General features: G+C 69.2%; 27 protein-coding genes. 5 read left to right on the top strand and 22 right to left on the bottom strand.

Annotated elements, in window-relative coordinates:
• Positions 1-117: 117 nt before the first annotated feature.
• Entirely contained in the window at positions 118-1,341 is a 1,224-nt protein-coding gene (locus AQI88_RS10920) for a sensor histidine kinase (protein ID WP_244184099.1), read from the top strand.
• Positions 1,293-1,937 (top strand): response regulator transcription factor, encoded by a 645-nt coding sequence (locus AQI88_RS10915; RefSeq protein ID WP_066995760.1) that lies wholly within the window; start codon positions 1,293-1,295, stop codon positions 1,935-1,937. The genes AQI88_RS10920 and AQI88_RS10915 overlap by 49 nt, the downstream gene beginning before the upstream one ends.
• A 10-nt stretch (positions 1,938-1,947) precedes the next feature.
• Here AQI88_RS10915 and AQI88_RS10910 read toward each other — a convergent pair whose 3' ends face one another.
• The 4 genes from AQI88_RS10910 to glmS all read right to left on the bottom strand — a co-directional run bounded on the left by AQI88_RS10910 (position 1,948) and on the right by glmS (position 6,505).
• Positions 1,948-3,378 carry an NAD(P)H-hydrate dehydratase gene (locus AQI88_RS10910; RefSeq protein ID WP_079057505.1) on the bottom strand — a complete coding sequence of 477 codons (1,431 nt, stop codon included), beginning with the start codon at positions 3,376-3,378 and terminating at the stop codon, positions 1,948-1,950.
• Between the two features lie 46 nt (positions 3,379-3,424).
• Complete coding sequence (locus tag AQI88_RS10905) at positions 3,425-3,796, bottom strand: holo-ACP synthase (RefSeq protein ID WP_066995757.1); 372 nt, start codon at positions 3,794-3,796, stop codon at positions 3,425-3,427.
• 81 nt (positions 3,797-3,877) lie between these two features.
• Positions 3,878-4,582: a nucleotidyltransferase domain-containing protein gene (locus tag AQI88_RS10900; protein ID WP_066995754.1), complete on the bottom strand. Its 705-nt coding sequence runs from the start codon at positions 4,580-4,582 to the stop codon at positions 3,878-3,880.
• A 75-nt stretch (positions 4,583-4,657) separates the two neighbouring features.
• A complete protein-coding gene (gene glmS / locus AQI88_RS10895) occupies positions 4,658-6,505 on the bottom strand; it encodes a glutamine--fructose-6-phosphate transaminase (isomerizing) (RefSeq protein WP_066995751.1) in 1,848 nt (615 codons plus the stop codon).
• A gap of 176 nt (positions 6,506-6,681) precedes the next feature.
• Between glmS and coaA the strand changes: the two genes are divergently transcribed.
• Together coaA and AQI88_RS10885 are read left to right on the top strand one after the other, a co-directional pair.
• Positions 6,682-7,650, top strand: a complete 969-nt coding sequence (coaA, locus tag AQI88_RS10890) for a type I pantothenate kinase (protein ID WP_066995748.1) — start codon at positions 6,682-6,684, stop codon at positions 7,648-7,650.
• 35 nt (positions 7,651-7,685) lie between these two features.
• Positions 7,686-8,633 carry a DUF389 domain-containing protein gene (locus AQI88_RS10885; RefSeq protein ID WP_066995746.1) on the top strand — a complete coding sequence of 316 codons (948 nt, stop codon included), beginning with the start codon at positions 7,686-7,688 and terminating at the stop codon, positions 8,631-8,633.
• Here AQI88_RS10885 and AQI88_RS10880 read toward each other — a convergent pair.
• The 4 genes from AQI88_RS10880 to rplM all read right to left on the bottom strand — a co-directional run bounded on the left by AQI88_RS10880 (position 8,630) and on the right by rplM (position 11,841).
• Positions 8,630-9,163, bottom strand: coding sequence for a hypothetical protein (locus AQI88_RS10880; RefSeq protein ID WP_159050333.1), 534 nt, complete (start codon positions 9,161-9,163; stop codon positions 8,630-8,632). The genes AQI88_RS10885 and AQI88_RS10880 overlap by 4 nt on opposite strands.
• 132 nt (positions 9,164-9,295) lie before the next feature.
• The gene (glmM, locus tag AQI88_RS10875; RefSeq protein ID WP_066995739.1) at positions 9,296-10,654 is read right to left on the bottom strand and encodes a phosphoglucosamine mutase; all 1,359 of its coding nucleotides are present in this window, start codon (positions 10,652-10,654) and stop codon (positions 9,296-9,298) included.
• A 179-nt stretch (positions 10,655-10,833) separates the two neighbouring features.
• Positions 10,834-11,355, bottom strand: a complete 522-nt coding sequence (rpsI, locus tag AQI88_RS10870; protein WP_066995736.1) for a 30S ribosomal protein S9 — start codon at positions 11,353-11,355, stop codon at positions 10,834-10,836.
• Positions 11,356-11,397: 42 nt separating this feature from the next.
• Positions 11,398-11,841, bottom strand: a complete 444-nt coding sequence (gene rplM / locus AQI88_RS10865; RefSeq protein ID WP_037680366.1) for a 50S ribosomal protein L13 — start codon at positions 11,839-11,841, stop codon at positions 11,398-11,400.
• A 298-nt stretch (positions 11,842-12,139) separates the two neighbouring features.
• On the opposite strand from rplM, the gene AQI88_RS10860 reads away from it, so the two are divergent.
• Complete coding sequence (locus AQI88_RS10860; protein WP_066995730.1) at positions 12,140-13,015, top strand: hypothetical protein; 876 nt, start codon at positions 12,140-12,142, stop codon at positions 13,013-13,015.
• A gap of 3 nt (positions 13,016-13,018) precedes the next feature.
• Here AQI88_RS10860 and truA read toward each other — a convergent pair whose 3' ends face one another.
• The 14 genes from truA to rplR form a co-directional block, all read right to left on the bottom strand.
• Positions 13,019-13,873 (bottom strand): tRNA pseudouridine(38-40) synthase TruA, encoded by an 855-nt coding sequence (gene truA / locus AQI88_RS10855; protein ID WP_066995727.1) that lies wholly within the window; start codon positions 13,871-13,873, stop codon positions 13,019-13,021.
• A gap of 124 nt (positions 13,874-13,997) precedes the next feature.
• Positions 13,998-14,483, bottom strand: coding sequence for a 50S ribosomal protein L17 (rplQ, locus tag AQI88_RS10850; RefSeq protein ID WP_066995724.1), 486 nt, complete (start codon positions 14,481-14,483; stop codon positions 13,998-14,000).
• 85 nt (positions 14,484-14,568) lie between these two features.
• The gene (locus tag AQI88_RS10845) at positions 14,569-15,591 is read right to left on the bottom strand and encodes a DNA-directed RNA polymerase subunit alpha (RefSeq protein WP_003966937.1); all 1,023 of its coding nucleotides are present in this window, start codon (positions 15,589-15,591) and stop codon (positions 14,569-14,571) included.
• Between the two features lie 143 nt (positions 15,592-15,734).
• Positions 15,735-16,139, bottom strand: a complete 405-nt coding sequence (gene rpsK / locus AQI88_RS10840; RefSeq protein ID WP_003956432.1) for a 30S ribosomal protein S11 — start codon at positions 16,137-16,139, stop codon at positions 15,735-15,737.
• 66 nt (positions 16,140-16,205) lie between these two features.
• Positions 16,206-16,586: a 30S ribosomal protein S13 gene (rpsM, locus tag AQI88_RS10835; protein ID WP_031167100.1), complete on the bottom strand. Its 381-nt coding sequence runs from the start codon at positions 16,584-16,586 to the stop codon at positions 16,206-16,208.
• Positions 16,587-16,777: 191 nt separating this feature from the next.
• Entirely contained in the window at positions 16,778-16,891 is a 114-nt protein-coding gene (gene rpmJ, locus AQI88_RS10830; protein ID WP_003998809.1) for a 50S ribosomal protein L36, read from the bottom strand.
• A 60-nt stretch (positions 16,892-16,951) separates the two neighbouring features.
• Positions 16,952-17,173, bottom strand: a complete 222-nt coding sequence (gene infA, locus AQI88_RS10825; RefSeq protein WP_003948620.1) for a translation initiation factor IF-1 — start codon at positions 17,171-17,173, stop codon at positions 16,952-16,954.
• A 163-nt stretch (positions 17,174-17,336) separates the two neighbouring features.
• Positions 17,337-18,173 carry a type I methionyl aminopeptidase gene (gene map / locus AQI88_RS10820; RefSeq protein WP_066995721.1) on the bottom strand — a complete coding sequence of 279 codons (837 nt, stop codon included), beginning with the start codon at positions 18,171-18,173 and terminating at the stop codon, positions 17,337-17,339.
• 99 nt (positions 18,174-18,272) lie between these two features.
• Positions 18,273-18,938: an adenylate kinase gene (locus AQI88_RS10815; protein ID WP_066995719.1), complete on the bottom strand. Its 666-nt coding sequence runs from the start codon at positions 18,936-18,938 to the stop codon at positions 18,273-18,275.
• On the bottom strand, positions 18,938-20,251 hold the full coding sequence (gene secY, locus AQI88_RS10810) for a preprotein translocase subunit SecY (RefSeq protein ID WP_066995717.1): 1,314 nt from the start codon (positions 20,249-20,251) through the stop codon (positions 18,938-18,940). Before secY ends, AQI88_RS10815 begins: the two co-directional genes overlap by 1 nt.
• 187 nt (positions 20,252-20,438) lie before the next feature.
• Positions 20,439-20,894 carry a 50S ribosomal protein L15 gene (gene rplO / locus AQI88_RS10805; protein ID WP_023547373.1) on the bottom strand — a complete coding sequence of 152 codons (456 nt, stop codon included), beginning with the start codon at positions 20,892-20,894 and terminating at the stop codon, positions 20,439-20,441.
• A gap of 2 nt (positions 20,895-20,896) precedes the next feature.
• Positions 20,897-21,079, bottom strand: coding sequence for a 50S ribosomal protein L30 (gene rpmD, locus AQI88_RS10800; RefSeq protein ID WP_003974250.1), 183 nt, complete (start codon positions 21,077-21,079; stop codon positions 20,897-20,899).
• Positions 21,079-21,684 (bottom strand): 30S ribosomal protein S5, encoded by a 606-nt coding sequence (gene rpsE, locus AQI88_RS10795; protein ID WP_003998815.1) that lies wholly within the window; start codon positions 21,682-21,684, stop codon positions 21,079-21,081. The genes rpmD and rpsE overlap by 1 nt, the downstream gene beginning before the upstream one ends.
• A gap of 39 nt (positions 21,685-21,723) precedes the next feature.
• A complete protein-coding gene (gene rplR / locus AQI88_RS10790; protein WP_066995715.1) occupies positions 21,724-22,107 on the bottom strand; it encodes a 50S ribosomal protein L18 in 384 nt (127 codons plus the stop codon).
• Between the last annotated feature and the right edge of the window lie 3 nt (positions 22,108-22,110).

The raw sequence follows: 22,110 nt of genomic DNA, 5'->3' as shown, positions 1-22,110 counted from the left end.
GCACGGTCGCCGAGCACACCCCGGCCGATGCCACGTGCTCAGACCCACCGGAGCCACACCATGACCGCGACACCGGCACAGACACGCGGTGGCTGGGTTCACCTCGGGCGGTGTCAGGTGCTTGGGCTGAGCGGGTTTCTCGTGGTCGGCGCCGGGGTGCTGGTCGGTGGGGCGCTGGCGCTGGTACCGCTCGGGGTCGGCTTCTGGCTGCTGCCTCCGGCCGCAGGGCTGCTGCGCCGCGTGTCGGACCGGTACCGGGCCCGCGCAACCCGCTGGACCGGGCGCCCCCTCAGCCCGCCCGACCCCCTCCCCCACGGCACCTCGGCCCGCCGTGGCAGCGCCGCGATCCTCGGGGACGACGGCTTCTGGCACGACCTGCGCTGGGCCTGGCTGGAGCCGTGGACGGGCGGGCTGCTGGCGGCCGTTCCGCTCGCGCTGGTCGAGTACGGGGCGTTCGGCGCCCTCGTCCAGCCCTTCGTCTGGCGCCGGCTGGGCGACGGCAACTGGTACGCCTTCGTACCGGTCACCTCCACGCCGACCATGGTCACGGCACTGCTGCTGGGCCTGGCCCTCATCGCGGCGGGCCTTCGCCTGGCCCCGGTCATGACGGCCCTGCACGCCCGCCTCACCCACCGCCTGCTCTCCGCCCCGCGCAGCACCGAACTGACCCGGCGCGTGGCCCGCCTCACCGACACCCGGGCCGCCGCCCAGGACGTACACGCGGCCGAACTCACCCGTATCGAACGCGACCTGCACGACGGCGCCCAGGCCCGCCTGGTCGCCCTGGGCCTCACCCTGGACGAGGCGACCCGCCTGCTGGGGACCGACCCGCACCGGGCCCGCACCCTCCTCCTGGACGTCCGGGCCACCTCCGAGCGGGCGTTGCAGGACCTGCGCGACCTCGTGCACGGCATCCACCCTCCGGTGCTGGCCGACCGGGGCCTCGCCGACGCGGTCCGCTCCCTGGCTCTGGACAGCCATCTGGACGTGGCGGTGGACGCCCGCCTGCCACCGGCCCGCCTCCCCGCGCCCGTCGCATCGGCGGCCTACTTCGCGGTGTCCGAGCTCCTCACCAACGCGGCCAAGCACGCGGACGCGACGAGAGTGGACATCACCCTCACCCACGACGGCACTCGCCTGCGCGTGAGCGTCACGGACGACGGCCACGGCGGCGCGGACACGTCCGCCGGGACCGGACTGCTCGGCGTGCGGCGCCGATTGGATACCTTCGACGGCACGCTCGCCCTGCACAGCCCGCCGGGCGGACCGACCACCGCGACCCTGGAGATCCCGTGCGCGTCGTCCTCGCCGAAGACCTCTTCCTCCTCCGCGACGGCCTGACCCGCACCCTGCGCGAACACGGCTGCGAGGTCGTCGCCTCGGTGGACAACGGCCCTGCGCTGGTCCGGGCACTGGCGCAGACGGACCTGGACGTGGCGGTGATCGACATCCGCCTGCCGCCGACGCACACGGACGAGGGCCTGAAGGCGGCCCTGGAGGCCCGCCGCAGCCGTCCGGGCCTGCCGGTCCTGATCCTCTCCCAGTACGTCGACCAGCTCTACGCCCATGAACTCCTCGCCTCCGGCGAGGGCGCCGTCGGCTACCTGCTCAAGGACCGCGTCACCCACACCGCCCAGTTCATCGACGCCCTGCGCACGGTCGCCACCGGCGGCACGGTGATGGACCCCCAGGTCATCGCCAAGCTCCTGACCCGCAGCGAGAAGCGGGGCCGCACCGACTCCCTGACCCCCCGCGAACACGAGGTCCTCACCCTCATGGCCGAGGGCCGCTCCAACACGGCCGTCGCCCAGGCCCTGCACATCAGCGAGAGCGCGGTGGCGAAACACATCGCGTCGATCTTCGGCAAGCTGGAGATCGAGCAGTCTCCGGAGGACAACCGGCGGGTGCTGGCGGTGCTGGCGTATTTGAAGGGGTGAGTTCCAGGACTTACCGGTAGACATCCCGCCAGGCCGAAGGCAACTCCTCGGCAACATCATGCGCCCCCACCGGCGCCCCCTCCGCCGCGAACCGCCCCGCGAGCCCGTGCAGATACGCCGCCGCACTCCCCGCGTCCAGCGCGGACAGCCCCGCCGCCAGCAGTGACCCCGCCAGCCCCGACAACACGTCCCCGCTCCCGGCCGTGGCCAGCCACCCCGTCCCGGTGGCGTTGACCCGCACCGCCCCTCCCCCGAAGTCCGCGACCAGCGTCGTGGACCCCTTCAGCAGCACGGTCGCCCGGTACACCGCCGCCAACTCCCGCACCGCGGCCAGCCGAGCCCCCTCGACCTCCTCCCGCCGTACCCCGAGCAGCGCGGCCGCCTCCCCGGCGTGCGGGGTCATCAGCGTCGGCGCCGTACGCCGCCGCACCGCGTCCCGCTCGGCCAGCCGCAGCCCGTCGGCGTCCAGCAGCACCGGTACGTCGATGTCCAGCACCTGAGCCACGGTGGCCGCGTCGTCCCCGGCGCCGGGGCCCACCACCCAGGCCTGCACCCGCCCGGCCCTGGCAGGCCCTTCGTCGGAGACCAGCGTCTCCGGGAAGCGAGCGATGACGGAGCCCTTCGCGGGCCCGACGTACCGCACGGCCCCGGCCCCGCCCCGCAGCGCCCCAAAGACGGCGAGCACGGCGGCCCCCGGATACCGCGAGGACCCGGCGGCGATGCCCACAACCCCCCGCCGGTACTTGTCGCTCTCGGCCGCGGGCACCGGCAGCAGCCGCGCCACGTCAGCGTGCTGCAACGCCTCCAGCTCGGCGGTGGGCGGCAGTTCGAGCCCGATGTCGACCAGCCGCACGGACCCGGCGTACTCCCGCGCCGGATCGATCAGCAGCCCCGGCTTGTGGGTCCCGAAGGTGACGGTGAGGTCGGCCCGGATCGCGGCCCCCCGCACCTCCCCGGTGTCCGCCTCGACCCCGCTCGGCAGATCGACGGCGACGACAGCGGCCCGCGCCCGCTCGACCACACCGGCCAGCGCCTCGGCATCCGGCCGCAGCCCGCCCTTCCCCCCGATCCCGACAATGCCGTCCACAACGAGATCGGCCCGCCCGATCACTTCCTCGACGGAACCGGAAGCCACGACCGAACCCCCCGCCCGGCGCAGGGCCGCGAGGCCACCGGAGTGGGTACGCTCGGGGGCGAGCAGTACGGCCGTGACCCCGGCTCCCCGCCGCGCCAGCCGCGCCCCCGCATACAGCGCGTCCCCGCCGTTGTCCCCGCTCCCGACGAGCAGCACCACCCGGCTGCCGTACACCCGCCCGAGCAACTCCGCGCAGGCAGCGGCCAGCCCGGCGGCGGCCCGCTGCATCAGCGCCCCGTCCGGCAGCCGTGCCATCAACTCCCGCTCGGCCGCCCTTACCGTCTCCACGCTGTACGCAGTACGCATGACGTCGAGTCTGCCCCGGAAACGCCGGCGGCCGCACCCGGCTCGCTCACCCCTCGGCGATCACCACGGCCGACGCCACCCCGGCGTCATGACTGAGCGACACATGCCAGGACCGCACCCCGAGTTCCGCCGCCCGCGCGGCCACGGTCCCCTTCACCCGCAGCCGGGGCTGTCCACTGTCCTCGACGTACACCTCGGCGTCGGTCCAGTGCAGCCCGGGCGGTGCACCCAGCGCCTTGGCCAGCGCCTCCTTGGCGGCGAACCGCACCGCGAGGGAGGCGATACCGCGCCGCTCCCCACTGGGCAGCAGCAACTCACTCTCCAGGAACAGCCGATCGGCCAGCCCAGGCGTCCGATCCAGCGACACCCGGAACCGGTCGATCTCGGCAACGTCGATTCCGACCCCGATGATGCTCATACGCAGCACCCTACGGTCAGGCAGGCTCCCACCCGGTGTTCTTCCGCGCCGCATGCACCGGAACCTCACTGAGGCCCTGTCTCATCCCCGGCTGTACCCGGCCCACAAGGGCCCACCGCCCCGCTCCAGAACCTCGTTCACCACATCCACGAAGCGCCCCGGCCCCTCATCCCCGCCGGAGATCGCCGCAGCAGCACCTGCCACCAGCCGCCCGTGCAAGCCCGGGTCGGCTGCGGCGAGTCGCCGTGAGAGCCACTTGCCCCCGCCCAGCCAGTGCCCGCCCGCCAGCAACGCCAGTTCGGAGGCCCGCTGGAGCAGGTGGGCCACGAGATACGTCCGCTCCTGCGGGTCGGTGCAGCCGCGCAGATCGTCCAGGGTGTCGGTGAGCGCGTACCGCCGGTCCTCCAACTCCGTCACCGAGGCCGCAGGAGGCCCCGCCGCGAGCCGTTCCCGGGCCTCGGCCTGCAGCGCGGCCCCGAGTCCGTCGGCATCGGCCAGCAGGACGCCCTCGGCGCACATGGCCAGCAGCGGCGAGCTGCGGGCGGCCGTCTCCCGCTCGGCGAAGGAACGCCAGTCGCCCTCGGTCTGCACGAACAACTCCACCGGCCAGCCCTCGTACACCAGGCTCTCCCGGAACGGCGCGGGCGGCCCCGCCAGCAGCACCACGATGTCCAGATCGGAGGTGGCTGTACGACGATGAGTCAGCACGCTTCCGGCAAGGAAAGCGGCCCGCGCCTCAGGGAAACGGTCACGCACCAGCTGCCCGGCGACTTCCACATGATCCATTGCCACAGTCTGACGCCACGAAGCGGGCGGCCCGACCGTCATTTGAAAGCCCGACGAGGCCACCAGCCCGAAGACTCACTCCACCGTCACCGACTTCGCCAGGTTCCGCGGCTGGTCCACCTCGTTGCCCCGGGCGGTGGCCAACTCGCACGCGAACACCTGCAACGGCACCGTCGCCACCAGCGGCTGCAGCAAGGTCGGAGTCGCCGGGATCCGGATCAGGTGGTCGGCGTACGGGACCACCGCCTCGTCGCCCTCCTCCGCGATCACGATCGTCCGCGCACCCCGCGCCCGGATCTCCTGGATGTTGGACACGATCTTGTCGTGGAGGACGGACCGGCCCCGGGGCGAGGGCACGACCACGACCACCGGCAGGTCCTCCTCGATCAGGGCGATCGGCCCGTGCTTCAGCTCGCCCGCCGCGAAGCCCTCGGCGTGCATGTAGGCGAGCTCCTTGAGCTTGAGGGCGCCCTCCAGGGCGACCGGGTAGCCCACGTGCCGCCCCAGGAACAGCACCGTGTTCTTGTCGGCCAGGGAGCGCGCGAGCGACCGTACCGGCTCCATCGTGTCCAGGACGCGCTCGACCTCGCCGGAGATCTGCGACAGGTCGCGGATCACCGCCCCGATCTCGTCACCCCACTTGGTGCCCCGCACCTGGCCCAGGTACAGGGCCACCAGGTAGCAGGCCACCAGCTGGGTCAGGAACGCCTTGGTGGAGGCGACAGCGACCTCCGGGCCGGCGTGCGTGTACAGCACAGCGTCCGACTCGCGAGGGATCGTCGAACCGTTCGTGTTGCAGATGGCCAGGACCTTCGAGCCCTGCTCCCGGGCGTGCCGCAGCGCCATCAGGGTGTCCATGGTCTCGCCGGACTGGGAGATGGCGATCACCAGGGAGCGGCCGTCGAGGATGGGGTCCCGGTAGCGGAACTCGCTGGCCAGCTCCACCTCGCAGGGGATCCGCGTCCAGTGCTCGATGGCGTACTTGGCGATCAGACCGGCGTGGAAGGCCGTACCGCACGCGACGATGACGACCTTGTCCACCTCGCGCAGCTCGGACGGCGAGATCCGGACCTCGTCCAGGGTCAGTGAACCGGCCGCGTCGATCCGCCCCAGCAGCGTGTCGGCGACCGCCTTGGGCTGCTCGGCGATCTCCTTGAGCATGAAGTAGTCGTAGCCGCCCTTCTCCGCGGCCGAGGCGTCCCAGTCGACGTGGTAGGGGCGGACGTCGGCGGGGCGGCCGTCGAAGCCGGTCACCGTCACGCCGTCCCGGCGCAGCTCCACCACCTGGTCCTGGCCCAGCTCGATCGCCGAGCGCGTGTGGGCGATGAACGCGGCGACGTCGGAGGCCAGGAATGCCTCGCCCTCGCCGACGCCCACCACGAGCGGGGAGTTGCGGCGCGCGCCCACGACCACGTCGGGTGTGTCGGCGTGTACGGCGACCAGCGTGAACGCGCCCTCCAGGCGCCGGCACGCCAACCGCATCGCCTCCGCCAGGTCGGCGCAGACGGAGAACTCCTCGGCCAGCAGATGGGCGACGACCTCGGTGTCCGTCTCGGAGGTCAGCTCGTGGCCCCGCTCCGCCAGTTCCGCCCGCAGCACCGCGAAGTTCTCGATGATGCCGTTGTGGACGACGGCCACCCGGCCCGCGTTGTCCAGGTGCGGGTGCGCGTTCGCATCCGTCGGGCCGCCGTGGGTGGCCCAGCGGGTGTGGCCGATGCCGGTCGAGCCCGCCGGCAGCGGCCGGTCGACCAGTTCCTTCTCCAGATTGACCAGCTTGCCGGCCTTCTTCGCCGCGGCGAGCCCGCCGTCCGCCGGCACGGCGACGCCCGCCGAGTCGTAACCCCGGTACTCCAGTCGCTTCAGCCCGGCCATCACGACATCGAGCGCCGACTGCGACCCTACGTATCCCACGATTCCGCACATGAGCGGCAGCCTACGGGCCACGAGCGCCCCGAAAGGGCCGCCGCGTGCCCGAAATCGGAAATTCTCACCGCGTTACGAAGGTCCCGGACCGGCCACCGCGGCTGCGTGACGCACCCCACCCCCCCGACCCGTTCAAACTCCGTTAACAATGGACTGTGATCTCTCCGGTCTCCCCGATGCCCCGGAGCGCCCACCGGTCAAGGCCGGAGGCGACTCCCTACGTCGACCTCACCCGAGCCGAGTGGAGCGCGCTGCGCGACAAGACGCCGCTGCCGCTCACCGCCGAGGAGGTCGAGAAGCTGCGCGGCCTCGGCGATGTCATCGACCTCGACGAGGTGCGGGACATCTACCTCCCGCTCTCCCGCCTCCTCAACCTCTACGTCGGCGCCACGGACGGCCTGCGCGGCGCCCTGAACACCTTCCTCGGCGAGCAGGGCTCCCAGTCCGGCACCCCGTTCGTCATAGGGGTGGCGGGCTCGGTGGCCGTGGGCAAGTCCACCGTCGCCCGCCTTCTCCAGGCCCTGCTCTCCCGCTGGCCCGAGCACCCGCGCGTGGAGCTGGTCACCACGGACGGCTTCCTGCTGTCCACCCAGGAGTTGGAGGCCCGCGGCCTGATGTCGCGGAAGGGATTCCCCGAGTCGTACGACCGCCGGGCGCTGACCCGGTTCGTCGCCGACATCAAGGCGGGCAAGGACGAGGTGACGGCACCCGTCTACTCCCACCTCATCTACGACATCGTCCCCGACCAGCGGCTCACCGTCCGCCGCCCGGACATCCTGATCGTCGAGGGCCTGAACGTCCTTCAGCCCGCCCTGCCCGGCAAGGACGGCCGCACCCGGGTCGGACTCGCCGACTACTTCGACTTCAGCGTGTACGTCGACGCGAGCGGCGAGGACATCGAGCGCTGGTACCTCAACCGCTTCAAGAAGCTGCGCCAGACCGCCTTCCAGAAGCCGGACTCGTACTTCCGCAAGTACACCCAGGTCTCCGAGGAGGAGGCCCTCGACTACGCCCGCACGCTCTGGCGCACGATCAACAAGCCGAACCTGACCGAGAACATCGCCCCCACCCGCGGCCGCGCCACCCTGATCGTCCGCAAGGGCCCGGACCACAAGGTGCAGCGACTGCGGCTGCGGAAGCTGTGAGCCCGCCTGTTGAATCCGCCTGTTAAAAAGGCGCCATGCTGCATCTGCGCCTGATCACCCCGGCCGACCGGACCGAGGACGTGGTCCGACTGATCGAGAAGACCGTCGGCACCACGCACCTCGTCGTGATGCCGGGGGCCGCCCGCAACCCCGCCGGGGACGTGGTGATGTGCGACGTGGCCCGCGAGGCAGGCGATGAACTCATCGGCGGGCTACGGCGCCTGGGCCTGGACGACACCGGCTCGATCGCCGTCGAGAACATCGACCTCTCGCTGTCCCGGCGGGCCGACAAGGCCGAGCAGGAGGCGCCCGGCGAGGGCGCGGACGCGGTGATCTGGGAGCACCTGGCCGAGGCCACGCACGAGGAGTCGACGCTGTCGGTCACCTACGTCGCCTTTCTCACCATCGCCACGATGATCGCGGCCTGCGGTGTCGTGCTGGACAACGCCGTCCTGATTGTCGGCGCGATGGCCGTCGGCCCCGAGTTCGGACCGCTGGCCGGGTTCAGCACGGCCCTGGTGCAGCGCCACCCACGACTGGCCCTGCGCTCACTGACGGCGCTCCTCGTGGGCTTCGCGGTGGCGATGGCGGTGACGGTCGGCTTCAGCTGTCTCATGGACGGCGTCGACCTGTTCACCAAGGTCCAGTTGGAGGCGCAACGCCCCAACACCAACTTCATCTACCGCCCCGACGCCTTCTCCTTCGTCGTGGCGGTCCTGGCCGGCATCGCCGGCACCCTCTCCCTGACCTCGGCGAAGTCGGGCGCCCTGGTGGGCGTGGCGATCTCCGTGACCACGGTCCCGGCAGCCGCCAACGCCGCGGTCGCCTTCACCTACACCGAGTACCGCCAGGCCTGGGGATCCACGGCCCAGCTCCTGCTGAACCTGCTGGGCATCGTCCTGGCCGGAACCCTGACGCTGCTGGCCCAGAAGTGGCTGTGGGCCAGACAGCGTGAGCGTACGGCGAAGGCCGGCGGCTGCTAGGAGTTGTACCGCACTTCGCAGTTGGTGATGTTGGTGTCGCCGGGGTCGGCGAACACCGTGTCGGTGCCGCCGCCGCAGTCCACCGAGTCACCGCCGGCGTTGTCCTGCACGCCGACCAGGTCGTTGCGGCCGTTGGTCTTCACACTGTCGGTGCCTGTACCGGCATCGACGGTGGTGTTGATGAAAACGGCGGAACCATCGAAGGTGTCATCCCCGTCGCCCAGCGCTATCGCGAGCCGGGTGACCGTGAGGACGCTGCCGCAGTCGGCACTGTTGGGGTTACCGGTCACCCGGGTGCAGCCCGGGCCGACCGCGATACCCGTCGTGTCCGAGAGGATCAGACGGCCACCGGAAACGGTGGCCGTGACCTGGTTGTTCACGCCGGACCGTGCCTGGACCCCGGCGAGGCCGCCGAAGATGCGGAACGCCGTGGAGCCCGGTGTCTGGGCGGCGGCCGGGGTGGCGAGCGAGACGACGACGAGACCCGCGACCAGGGACGGACCGGCCGCTCGCTTCAGGGTGCTGCTCACGATCTTCATACGGTGTTTCCCACTTTCGTCGAGGCAGGGCGCCGGGCGGGCTCCCTCGACGAAAGTGAAACAATCAGTTGCCGGGTATGCACTCTTTGTTACGTACGTTCGAGTGACGTACGTACGGGGGCACTAACCCAGCGCCGACTTCACCGCATCGGCCAGACGCCCGGCGACGGACCTGGCCTGATCGATGTCCGCGGCCTCGACCATCACCCGCACCAGCGGTTCGGTACCCGATGACCGCAGCAACACCCGCCCCGTCGACCCCAGTTCCCGCTCCGCCTCGGCGACAGCGGCAGCAAGGTCGGCGGACGTCTTCACCCGCGACTTGTCCACATCCGGCACGTTGATCAGGACCTGCGGCAGCCGCTCCATGACCGCGGCGAGATCCCGCAGCGTGCGGCCGCTCTCCGCGACCCGCGCCGCCAGCAGCAGACCGGTCAGCGTGCCGTCACCGGTGGTCGCGTGGTCGAGGATGATCACGTGCCCGGACTGCTCGCCGCCCAGGGCGAAGTCGTGCTCCTTCATCTCCTCGAGCACATACCGGTCACCGACGGCCGTCTGGACCAGCCGGATCCCGGCCCGCTCCATGGCCAGCTTGAAGCCCAGGTTGGACATGACCGTGGCGACCACGGTGTCGGAGCGCAGCTCGCCCCGCTCCCGCAGCGCCAGCGCGATCACGGACAGGATCTGGTCGCCGTCCACCTCCTCGCCGGTGTGGTCCACGGCCAGGCAGCGGTCGGCGTCCCCGTCGTGCGCGATACCGAAGTCCGCGCCGTGCTCGATGACCGCGGCCTTCAGCTGGTCCAGGTGGGTGGAGCCGCAGCCGTCGTTGATGTTGAGCCCGTCCGGCTCGGCACCGATCGTCACGATCTGCGCGCCGGCCCGCGAGAACACCTCCGGCGAGACGCCCGAGGCCGCGCCGTGCGCCTCGTCCAGGACGATCGTCAGCCCGTCGAGACGGTTCGGCAGGACCGACAGCAGATGGCCGACGTACTGCTCGAAGCCCTCGTCGTACGACCGCACACGCCCGACCCCGGCACCGGTGGGACGCTCCCAGGGCTCGCCGTGGCGGTGGGACTCGTAGACGGCCTCGATCTTGTCCTCGAGCTCGTCGGCGAGCTTGTGGCCGCCGCGGGCAAAGAACTTGATGCCGTTGTCCGGCATGGCGTTGTGGCTGGCGGACAGCATCACGCCGAGGTCGGCGCCGAGCGCGCCGGTCAGGAACGCGACCGCGGGGGTCGGCAGCACGCCCACGGTCAGCACGTCCACGCCGGCGCTGGCCAGACCCGCGACCACGGCCGCCTGAAGGAACTCCCCGGACGCGCGCGGGTCCCGTCCGACCACCGCCGTCGGACGGTGGCCCTCAAAGGTGCCCGCCTCGGCCAGCACGTGCGCCGCCGCGACGGAGAGGCCCAGGGCCATCTCTGCCGTCAGGTCCGCGTTGGCGACACCGCGCACGCCGTCCGTGCCGAAGAGTCGTCCCACTTGTCCTCCTGAGGAAGCGTCCTTGCTGCCAGGAATGTTGGCAGGCGGCTGAACATCCGATCACACCAGCCTTTGAGCGTCTTGTGTCGTTATACGCCCTTGACCGGGATAAACGAACGCCCCGACGGCACATGTGGCGTGCCGCCGGGGCGTTCGGAGTACGAGCAGGCAGCTGCTGATTAGCGCTTGCTGTACTGCGGGGCCTTGCGGGCCTTCTTCAGACCGGCCTTCTTGCGCTCGACCGCACGGTCGTCGCGCTTGAGGAAGCCGGCCTTCTTGAGCGGGCCGCGGTTGTTGTCGACGTCGGCCTCGTTCAGCGCACGGGCGACACCGAGACGGAGCGCACCGGCCTGACCGGAGACACCGCCACCCGCGATGCGGGCGATGACGTCGTAACGGCCGTCGAGCTCGAGCACCTTGAAGGGCTCGTTGACTTCCTGCTGGTGCACCTTGTTCGGGAAGTAGTCCTCGAGGGTGCGACCGTTGATCTTCCACTTGCCGGTGCCCGGAACGATCCGGACGCGGGCGATGGCGTTCTTGCGACGGCCCAGGCCGGCGGCCGGCTGGGGCTCGCCGAAGCGGGAGGCCAGGGACTCCGAGGTGTACTCACCCTCGACGGGGACCTCGGACTCGGTGGTGTAGCTGTCGATGTCGACGAGCTCGGTCTCTTCGAGCGGCTGCTCGGCAGTGGTCTCGGCCACGATTCTCCTCAGATTCTCTTCAGTCTTAGGGGGTGGCCGGACTTACTGCGCGACCTGGGTGATCTCGAACGGCACCGGCTGCTGGGCAGCGTGCGGGTGCTGGTCACCCTTGTAGACCTTCAGCTTCGAGAGCATCTGACGGCCCAGCGTGTTCTTGGGGAGCATGCCCTTGACGGCCTTCTCGATGGCCTTCTCGGGGTTCTTGTCGAGCAGCTCGTCGTAGCGGACGGAGCGCAGACCACCCGGGTAGCCGGAGTGGCGGTACGCCATCTTCTGGGTCCGCTTGTTGCCGGACAGGTGCACCTTGTCGGCGTTGATGATGATGACGAAGTCACCGGTGTCGACGTGGGGCGCGTAGATCGGCTTGTGCTTGCCCCGCAGGATGGAGGCGGCGGTGCTGGCGAGACGACCCAGGACAACGTCCTGAGCGTCGATGACGTGCCACTGGCGCGTCACATCGCCGGGCTTGGGGCTGTACGTACGCACGGTTCGTAGCCTTCGCTTCGAGTGAATGGTCCTGAACAGGTCACCGAAACGATCACGACAGCCTTGACCGCACCGCGGTGACGCAAACCGCGTGCTGATCGCTGGTCATCGGCCCGGCGGACCGGTGTAAGGGCCCGTCCCGTGAGAATGAGCAAGCCAATACACAACGAAGAAGCAGAATACCTGGACGCCCCTGGACGGGTCAAAACGAGGCATGCCGACGGACACACGCCGGACAAACGAGGCATGCCGACCGACGCACTCCAGCATCCCCCGGCCCCCGTCTAAGATGCGCCCCATGAGTTACGGGCAGGGGGGACCCCAGTCTCAGTGGGATCCCTGGAAACCGCATTCCCAGCAGCCCTGGAGCAGCGGCGGTGACGACGGGACTCCGGACTGGGCCGCGCTCGCCGAGGCCTCGGAGACGCGGAACAAGCGCCGCAGGCTGCTGTTCATCGGCGGCGGCGCGCTGGCCACGGTCGCGATAGGCACGGCCGTCGCCATGGCCGTCGTCTCCGCGAACAGCGACAACGACGCCTCCGGCCACCCCACCAAGCTGCCCGCCAGCGCCGCCCTGCCGAGCGGCTCGGCCACGGCGCCGTCCTTCGCCCCCACCAGCGCTCCGCCCCCGCTGGACCCGAAGGACTTCATCTCCAGCGCGCAGAAGGACACCGCCCCGCTGAGCCCCGAGACGCTCTTCCCGGGCACCCAGCTGACCATGGGCGAGACGGTGTACAAGAAGGGCGCCACGGCCGACACCAAGAACTGCGCCTCCGCCGCCGACGGCACCCTGAACAAGGTCCTCACCGCGAACGGCTGCACCCGCCTGATCCGCGCCAGCTACGCCGAGGGCGGCCTCGCGATCACCGTCGGCGTCGCCGTCTTCGACACCAAGGCCCAGGCGGCGAAGGCCAAGGGCCAGACCGACGACAAGAGCATCGTGCGCGCGCTGTCCGGCAAGGGCGTCAAGCCCTCCTGCAACGGTGCGATCTGCTTCTCGACCCGCAACGCCGTCGGCCGCTACGCCTACTTCACGATCACCGGCTTCACCAACGGCAAGAACGTCACCAAGAAGGACACGAAGGCCTTCTCCGCCGGGAACGACCTGCAGGAGTTCGCCTTCCGCCAGATCTGGCGCCGCGGCGAGGCCCAGGCCTCGGCGGCCGCCCAGTAGCGCTCAGCAGCACCCCGCCGACGGAAGCGAGCGCTTGTTCCGCGCCTCCAGGTTCCGCGCGGCCAGCAGCTCGTCGGCGGGGTAGCCGACCTCCTCCAGGGTCAGCCCGTGCGGTCGTACGACATGCACGGCCGAGTCACGCACGCCGGCGGCCAGCACCTTCCCGGGCCACTCCGGCCCGCGGTGCCCGTCCCCGACGAACAGCAGCGCGCCGATCAGCGAGCGCACCATGTTGTGGCAGAAGGCGTCGGCCCGGACGGTCGCGGTGATGATCCCGTCGGCGCCCCGCGCAAGGCTCAGCTCCTGGAGCGTACGGATCGTGGTCGCGCCCTCACGCCGCTTGCAGTACGCGGCGAAGTCGTGCTCGCCGAGCAGCGCCCGCGCGGCCTCGTTCATGGCGTCCACGTCGAGCGGCCAGTCGTGCCAGAGGACGTGGCCCCGCAGCAGGGGGTCCACTCCCCCGGGATTGTCGGTGACGCGGTACGCGTAACGCCGCCAGACGGCCGAGAAACGGGCGTTGAAGCCCCGCGGGGCCTCCGTCAGGCTCCACACCCGCACGTCCTTGGACAGCCGCCCGGCGAGCCGCTTGAGCAGCTTCTCGCGGTGCTCCGCCCACAGCTCGGCCGGCAGGTCGACATGGGCCACCTGGCCGCGCGCGTGCACGCCCGCGTCGGTCCGTCCGGCCACCGTCAGCTCGTACGTCGTGTCCTTCGTGCGCGTCACCGTGCGCAGGGCGTCCTCGATCTCCCCCTGCACGGTCCGCTTGCCGCCGGCCTGCTTGGCCCAGCCGTGGAAGTCGGTGCCGTCGTACGACAGGTCGAGGCGGATACGGACGTGACCGGGCTGTACTTCACTCACAAACAGATCCTCTCAGCTACGCGAAAGCGGGCCCGCCCCGAAGGGCGGACCCGCTTCGACCCGCTTTCAGCGTCAGGCAGAGCCTCAGGCGTCCGGGTCACCTCCGCTCATGCGGAGAAAGGACTCAGGCCTCCTCGGCCGGAGCCTCGGCGGCGTCCTCGACCTTGGTCTCCTCGACCTTGGCCTCCTCGGCCTCCTTGACCGCACGCTTGGTGGCGGCCTCGGCCTCACCGGTGGCCTGCTGCGCAACCGTCAGCGCCTCGACCAGCTCGATGACAGCCATGGGCGCGTTGTCGCCACGGCGGTTACCGATCTTGGTGATACGGGTGTAGCCACCCGGACGGTTCTCGTACCGCGGGCCGATCTCGGTGAAGAGCGTGTGGACGATGCTCTTGTCCGTGATGACCTGGAGCACCTGGCGGCGGTTGTGAAGGTCGCCCTTCTTCGCCTTGGTGACCAGACGCTCGGCGTACGGACGCAGCTTGCGCGCCTTCGCCTCGGTGGTGGTGATACGGCCGTGCTCGAACAGCGACTTCGCGAGGTTCGCGAGGAGCAGCTTCTCGTGCGCGGCGCTGCCGCCCAGACGGGCACCCTTGGTGGGCTTCGGCATTGTTCTTCTCCTGTGTGTCTGCCCCGGCCGTATCAGGTACCGGGGTCAGGAACCCGATGAGCGGATGCTCACCGGCAAAGACCGATCAGTACTGCTCGGTCTCCACGAAACCCGCGTCCGCGTCGTCGTCGGCACCGAAGGCGTCGGCGGCGGCGGTCGGGTCGAATCCGGGCGGGCTGTCCTTCAGGGCCAGGCCCATGCCGGCCAGCTTCGCCTTGACCTCGTCGATGGACTTCGCACCGAAGTTGCGGATGTCCAGGAGGTCGGCCTCGGAGCGGGCGACGAGCTCACCCACGGAGTGGATGCCCTCACGCTTGAGGCAGTTGTACGACCGAACGGTGAGCTCCAGCTCCTCGATCGGCAGCGCCAGGTCGGCGGCAAGGGCAGCGTCCGTGGGGGACGGGCCCATGTCGATGCCCTCGGCGTCGATGTTCAGCTCGCGGGCGAGACCGAACAGCTCGACCAGGGTCTTACCGGCCGACGCCATGGCGTCACGCGGACGCATGGCCTGCTTCGTCTCGACGTCGACGATCAGCTTGTCGAAGTCGGTGCGCTGCTCGACACGGGTCGCCTCGACCTTGTACGTGACCTTCAGCACGGGGCTGTAGATGGAGTCGACCGGGATACGGCCGATCTCCTGGCCCACCTGCTTGTTCTGCACGGCGGAGACGTAGCCGCGACCGCGCTCGACGGTCAGCTCCATCTCCAGCTTGCCCTTGCCGTTGAGCGTGGCGAGGACCAGGTCGGGGTTGTGCACCTCGACACCGGCCGGGGGCGCGATGTCGGCGGCGGTGACCAGACCCGGGCCCTGCTTGCGCAGGTACATCACGACCGGCTCGTCGTGCTCCGAGGAGACGACCAGCTGCTTGATGTTGAGGATCAGGTCGGTGACGTCCTCCTTGACGCCCGGCACGGTGGTGAACTCGTGCAGCACGCCGTCGATGCGGATGCTGGTGACAGCGGCACCCGGGATCGAGGACAGGAGGGTACGGCGGAGGGAGTTGCCGAGGGTGTAGCCGAAGCCCGGCTCCAGCGGCTCGATCACGAACCGGGAGCGGAACTCGTCGACGACCTCTTCGGTCAACGAGGGACGCTGAGCGATCAGCATGTGTGGATCAGATCCTTCATTCGTGGACGCCCGCTATTTGACGCCCGACGGAAACCGCGCCCGTGAAAAGCGCGGGTACTGCAAGGGTACGGGCGGCACGACCCGAAGGAGCCGTACCGCCCGAAAAGCCCGGTGAAGCGAGGTCAGACGCGACGACGCTTCGGCGGACGGCAGCCGTTGTGCGGGGTCGGGGTGACGTCCTGGATGGAGCCGACCTCGAGGCCCGTGGCCTGCAGGGAGCGGATCGCGGTCTCACGACCGGAGCCCGGGCCCTTGACGAACACGTCGACCTTGCGCATGCCGTGCTCCTGGGCGCGGCGGGCAGCCGACTCGGCGGCCATCTGCGCGGCGAACGGCGTGGACTTCCGGGAGCCCTTGAAGCCGACGTGGCCGGCGGAGGCCCAGGAGATCACGTTGCCGGACGGGTCCGTGATCGAAACGATCGTGTTGTTGAACGTGCTCTTGATGTGCGCGTGGCCGTGAGCGACGTTCTTCTTTTCCTTGCGGCGCACCTTCTTGGCAGCGCCCTGACGACCCTTGGGGGGCATCTATAACTCCTACGGGAGGTGGTCGGTCCTACAGCGAAGACCGCTGGACGGCGAGTCCGCTGCGGACTACTTCTTGCCCGGCTTCTTCTTGCCGGCGATGGCGCGACGCGGGCCCTTGCGGGTGCGGGCGTTCGTGCTGGTGCGCTGACCACGGACGGGCAGACCACGACGGTGACGGAGACCCTGGTAGCAGCCGATCTCGACCTTGCGGCGGATGTCGGCCTGGATCTCGCGACGGAGGTCACCCTCGGTCTTGATGTTGTTGTCGACGTACTCGCGGATCGCGACCAGCTGCTCTTCGGTCAGGTCACGAACGCGGGTGTTCGGGTCGATACCGGTCTCGGCCAGCGTCTGCTGCGAGAGCGTCCGGCCGATGCCGAACACGTAGGTGAGGGCGACCTCCACACGCTTTTCGCGCGGGATGTCAACACCGGAAACGCGTGCCATTCAATGGCTCCTGGTGATCTTCGGAGGTCTTCCGCAGAACCGGCTCCCAGCCGCCGTACCAGGTACGAACTGGGTCCCCGGCCTCCGAACCGGGGGTGTCAGACACCTGCGGTGCCTGGGTCCTGCGTATGAACATATTCAGCTTGCGTCGCGCGAAACTCTGCGATGAATGCAGAGGGATCGGTCGTGCGTCAGCCCTGGCGCTGCTTGTGGCGCGGGTTCTCGCAGATGACCATGACCCGACCGTGACGGCGGATCACCCTGCACTTGTCGCAGATCTTCTTGACGCTCGGCTTGACCTTCATTGGGTGAGGTTCTCCGGGTCAGTGCCATCGCACCGGGCGGGCCCGGGGCGCGGGCAAGATCTACTTGTAGCGGTAGACGATCCGGCCACGCGTCAGGTCGTACGGAGACAGCTCCACCACGACCCGGTCGTCAGGGAGGATGCGGATGTAGTGCATACGCATCTTGCCGCTGATGTGTGCCAGGACCTGGTGGCCGTTCTGGAGCTCGACCTTGAACATGGCGTTCGGCAGAGACTCGACGACAGTGCCCTCGATCTCGATGGCACCTTGCTTCTTGGCCACGCTTCGCCCTTCGAATCGACTACCTTGATCGACTCTCTGGCTTGTCCCGAGGGACAAAGTGCGAGCGCATGCAGACATGCGGGTGCACGAGAGCCGACGAGTCAGTCTACGTCAGCGCACCCGGAAACACGAATCGAGGGAGTCTGCCCCATGCCCCTGATCTCTATGCCAGGGGGTCGGGGGCGGCCGTCACGCCGTACTCGGCCAGCTTTGCCCTGCCGCCGTCCGGAGCCGTCAGCACGAGCGGGCCGTCCGCGGTCAGTGCGACCGAGTGCTCCCAGTGGGAGGACCAGGTGCCGTCGGTGGTGATGACCGTCCAGTCGTCCTTGAGGACCTCGGTGCGGGGGGTGCCGAGGGAGACCATCGGCTCGATCGCGAGGCAGAAGCCGGGGACCAGCTTGGGGCCCTTGCCGCGGCGGCGGTCGACGTAGTTCAGCAGGTGCGGGTCCATGTGCATCTCGGTGCCGATGCCGTGGCCGCCGTAGTCCTCGATGATCCCGTACTTGCCGCCGCCGGGCTTCGGCTGGCGGCGGATGTACGTCTCGACGGCCCGGGAGATGTCGACCAGGCGGTTGCCCTGCTTCATGGCCGCGATGCCGGCCCACATCGATTCCTCGGTCACCCGGGACAGCTCGATCAGCTCCGGGGCGTGACCGGAGCCCACGAAAGCCGTGTAGGCCGCGTCACCGTGCCAGCCGTCGATGATCGCGCCGCAGTCGATGGAGATGATGTCGCCGTCCTTCAGGACGACGTCCTCCGCGGGGATGCCGTGGACGACCACCTCGTTGACCGAGGTGCAGATCGTCGCGGGGAAACCGCCGTACCCCAGGAAGTTCGACTTGGCGCCGTGCTCCGCGAGCACCTTGCGGGCGACCTCGTCCAGGTCCCTGGTGCTGGCACCCGGCACCGCCGCCTCCCGGGTGGCCGCGTGGATCGCGGCGACGACCAGGCCCGCCGCACGCATCTTGGCGATCTGCTCGGGGGTCTTGATCTGCACCATGGGGGGCCTGCGCTCTCCGTCACTCACGTCGGCTGGGTTACCTACACAACACTACGGCCGCGGCACCCGGGAGGGAGCCGCGGCCGGAAGGACCGCGATCTACTTGTTCTCGGCCTTCTCGCGCTTGAGCGCCTCCAGCGCCCGCTGCGTGATCTCGTCCACCGGGCCCAGGGAGGAGATCGTCACGACCAGGCCCTGCGCCTTGTAGTAGTCGATGATCGGCTCGGTCTGCGTGTGGTAGACCTCCAGCCGCTTGCGGACGGTCTCCTCGGAGTCGTCGTCGCGCTGGTAGAGCTCACCGCCGCAGACGTCGCACACGCCCTCCTGCTTCGCCGGGCTGTACGTCACGTGGAAGACGTGGGACGAGTCGTTACGGCAGATGCGCCGGCCGGCGATCCGCTTGACGACCTCCTCCTCCGGGACCTCCAGGTCCAGGACGGCGTCCAGCGTGATGCTCTCGGATTCCAGCAGCGCGTCCAGGGCCTCGGCCTGCGAGACGTTGCGCGGGAAGCCGTCCAGCAGGAAGCCGTTCTCCGCGTCCGGCTGCTCCATGCGGTCCTTGGCCATCGCGATGGTGACCTCGTCGGGTACGAGGTTGCCGGCGTCCATGTAGGACTTCGCGAGCTTGCCCAGCTCGGTCTGCCGGCTGATGTTGGCCCGGAACAGGTCGCCGGTGGAGATGTGCGGGATGGCCAGCTTCTCTGCGAGCCGGACGGCTTGCGTTCCCTTACCGGCACCCGGCGGCCCGACGAGGACGATACGCATCAGCGGAGGAACCCTTCGTAATTGCGCTGCTGGAGCTGGCTCTCGATCTGCTTCACCGTCTCGAGACCGACACCCACGATGATCAGGATGCTGGTCCCGCCGAACGGGAAGTTGTTCGTCGCCCCGAACCCAACCAACGCCATTGTCGGTACGAGAGCGATCAGTCCCAGATACAGCGAACCCGGCCAGGTGATCCGGTTGAGCACGTAGCTCAGGTACTCAGCGGTCGGTCGGCCAGCCCGGATGCCCGGGATGAAGCCACCATACTTCTTCATGTTGTCGGCGACTTCCTCGGGGTTGAAGGAGATCGCCACGTAGAAGAACGCGAAGAAAACGATGAGCAAGAAGTACAGACTGATGTAAAGCGGGTGGTCACCCTTGGTCAGGTTGTTCTGGATCCACGCTTTCCAGCTCGAGTTCCCGCCCGCGAACTGCGCCACCAGTGCCGGGATGTAGAGCAGCGACGAGGCGAAGATGACGGGAATCACACCCGCCTGGTTCACCTTGAGCGGGATGTACGTGGACGTACCACCGTAGGAACGGCGGCCGATCATGCGCTTCGCGTACTGCACGGGAACGCGGCGCTGGGCCTGCTCCACGAAGACGACGAGCGCGACCATGACCAGGCCGACCAGGATGACCGTGCCGAACTCGATCCAGCCGCCGGCCAGCGAACCCTGCTTCTTGATGGCCCACAGCGCGGACGGGAAGGTCGCGGCGATCGAGATGAACATCAGGATCGACATGCCGTTGCCGATGCCGCGGTCGGTGATCAGCTCACCGAGCCACATCACGACGGCCGTACCGGCGGTCATGCAGATGACCATCGTGATCGTCGTGAAGATCGCCTGGTCCGGGACGATGCTCGTGGCGACCGAGCAGCCGTTGAAGAGCGCGCCGCTGCGGGCGGTGGCGACCAGGCCGGTGCCCTGCAGGATGGCGAGCGCCACGGTCAGGTAGCGGGTGTACTGCGTGATCTTCGCCGTGCCGGCCTGGCCCTCCTTCTTCAGGGCTTCCAGGCGCGGGATGACCACGGTCAGCAGCTGAAGGATGATGCTGGCCGTGATGTACGGCATGATGCCGAGCGCGAAGATCGTGATCTGCAGCAGCGCACCGCCGCTGAACATGTTCACGAGGCCGAACAGACCCTGGTTGGCCCCCGCCTCGCTCACACACTGCTGGACGGCCTTGTAGTTGACGCCAGGGATCGGGATGTGGGTACCGACCCGGTAGACCACGATGATGCCCAGCGTGAAGAGCAGCTTCTTGCGCAGGTCGGGCGTCCTGAACGCCCGGGCGAACGCGGTGAGCACGGTGCCTCCTGCGACCCCCGCGCAACTGCGTCAAGGGTGACGGTCTTGAGGTTCGACGAATACGAAAAAGTAACAGTGCAGGCCACCTTACCGGCGACACTGCCCCCGTGGAACGACCAACCGGGGATACCCCATTGTGGGGTATCCCCGGTCGGGATCGCTCACGTCATCGAGGCGCCTGAAGGATTCAGACGAGCTCGGTGACCGTACCGCCGGCGGCGGTGATCTTCTCCTTGGCGGAGCCGGAGACGGCGTCGACCGTCACCTGCAGCGCCACGGAGATCTCGCCCTGGCCGAGGACCTTGACGAGGCTGTTCTTGCGAACGGCACCCTTGGCCACCAGACCCTCGACGGTGACTTCGCCACCCTCGGGGTAGAGCGCGGCCAGCTTGTCGAGGTTCACGACCTGGAACTCGGTCTTGAACGGGTTCTTGAAGCCCTTCAGCTTCGGGAGGCGCATGTGGAGGGGCATCTGGCCACCCTCGAAGCGCTCCGGAACCTGGTAACGAGCCTTCGTACCCTTGGTACCACGACCGGCCGTCTTACCCTTCGACGCCTCACCACGACCGACACGGGTCTTGGCGGTCTTGGCGCCCGGGGCGGGACGGAGGTTGTGGATCTTGAGCGGGTTCTGCTCCGCCATGATCAGTCGACCTCCTCGACCGTCACGAGGTGGCGGACGGTGTGCACCATGCCGCGGAACTCGGGGCGGTCCTCCTTGACGACCTGCGTGTTGATGCCCTTGAGACCAAGGGAACGCAGGGTGTCGCGGTGGTTCTGCTTGCTGCCGATGTAGGACTTGACCTGCGTGATCTTCAGCTGCGCCATCACGCACCCACTCCGGCACGGGCACGCAGCAGAGCCGCGGGCGCGACGTCCTCGAGCGGCAGACCACGGCGGGCCGCGATCTCCTCGGGACGCTGCAGGCCCTTCAGGGCCTCCACGGTCGCGTGCACGATGTTGATCGCGTTGTCGGAGCCGAGCGACTTCGACAGCACGTCGTGGATACCGGCGCACTCGAGCACGGCACGCACCGGACCACCGGCGATAACACCGGTACCCGGGGACGCGGGCTTGAGCAGCACGACGCCGGCAGCCTTCTCACCCTGGATGGGGTGCGGGATGGTGCCCTGGATACGGGGGACCTTGAAGAAGTGCTTCTTGGCCTCCTCAACACCCTTGGCGATGGCGGCCGGCACCTCCTTGGCCTTGCCGTAACCGACACCCACGGTGCCGTCACCGTCGCCCACCACGACCAGCGCGGTGAAGCTGAAGCGACGACCACCCTTCACAACCTTGGCGACGCGGTTGATCGCGACAACGCGCTCAACGTACGCGGTCTTCTCGGCGGCAGCAGCGCCGCCGTCACGGCCCTTCCGGTCCCGCCGCTCGCCGCCACCGGCACCGCCACCGCGGCGCTGGGGTCCAGCCATTGGAATTACCTCTCTCTGTTTCCGCTAGCTACGGCAGGCTCAGAACTTGAGCCCGGCTTCGCGGGCGGCGTCCGCCAGGGCGGCGATGCGCCCGGCGTACTGGTTGCCACCACGGTCGAACACGACAGCCTCGACACCGGCGGCCTTGGCACGCTCGGCGACCAGGGCGCCGACCTGCTTGGCCTGCGCGGACTTGTCGCCCTCGCCACCACGGACCGACACGTCCAGCGTGGACGCGGAAGCCAGGGTGTGGCCCTTGAGGTCGTCGATCACCTGCGCCACGATGTGGCGGTTGGAGCGGGTCACGACCAGACGGGGACGCTCCGCCGTACCGGCGATCCGCTTGCGGATCCGGATGTGACGGCGCTTGATCGCGGCGCGCTTGTAGGCGTCGCCCTTGAGGATCTTCTGCCCGTATGCCATGGC

The organism is Streptomyces cellostaticus (assembly GCF_001513965.1).
GTDB lineage: Bacteria > Actinomycetota > Actinomycetes > Streptomycetales > Streptomycetaceae > Streptomyces > Streptomyces cellostaticus.
Note: the sequence above shows the minus strand (reverse complement) of the source record. Positions and strands in the feature narration are given on the sequence as shown.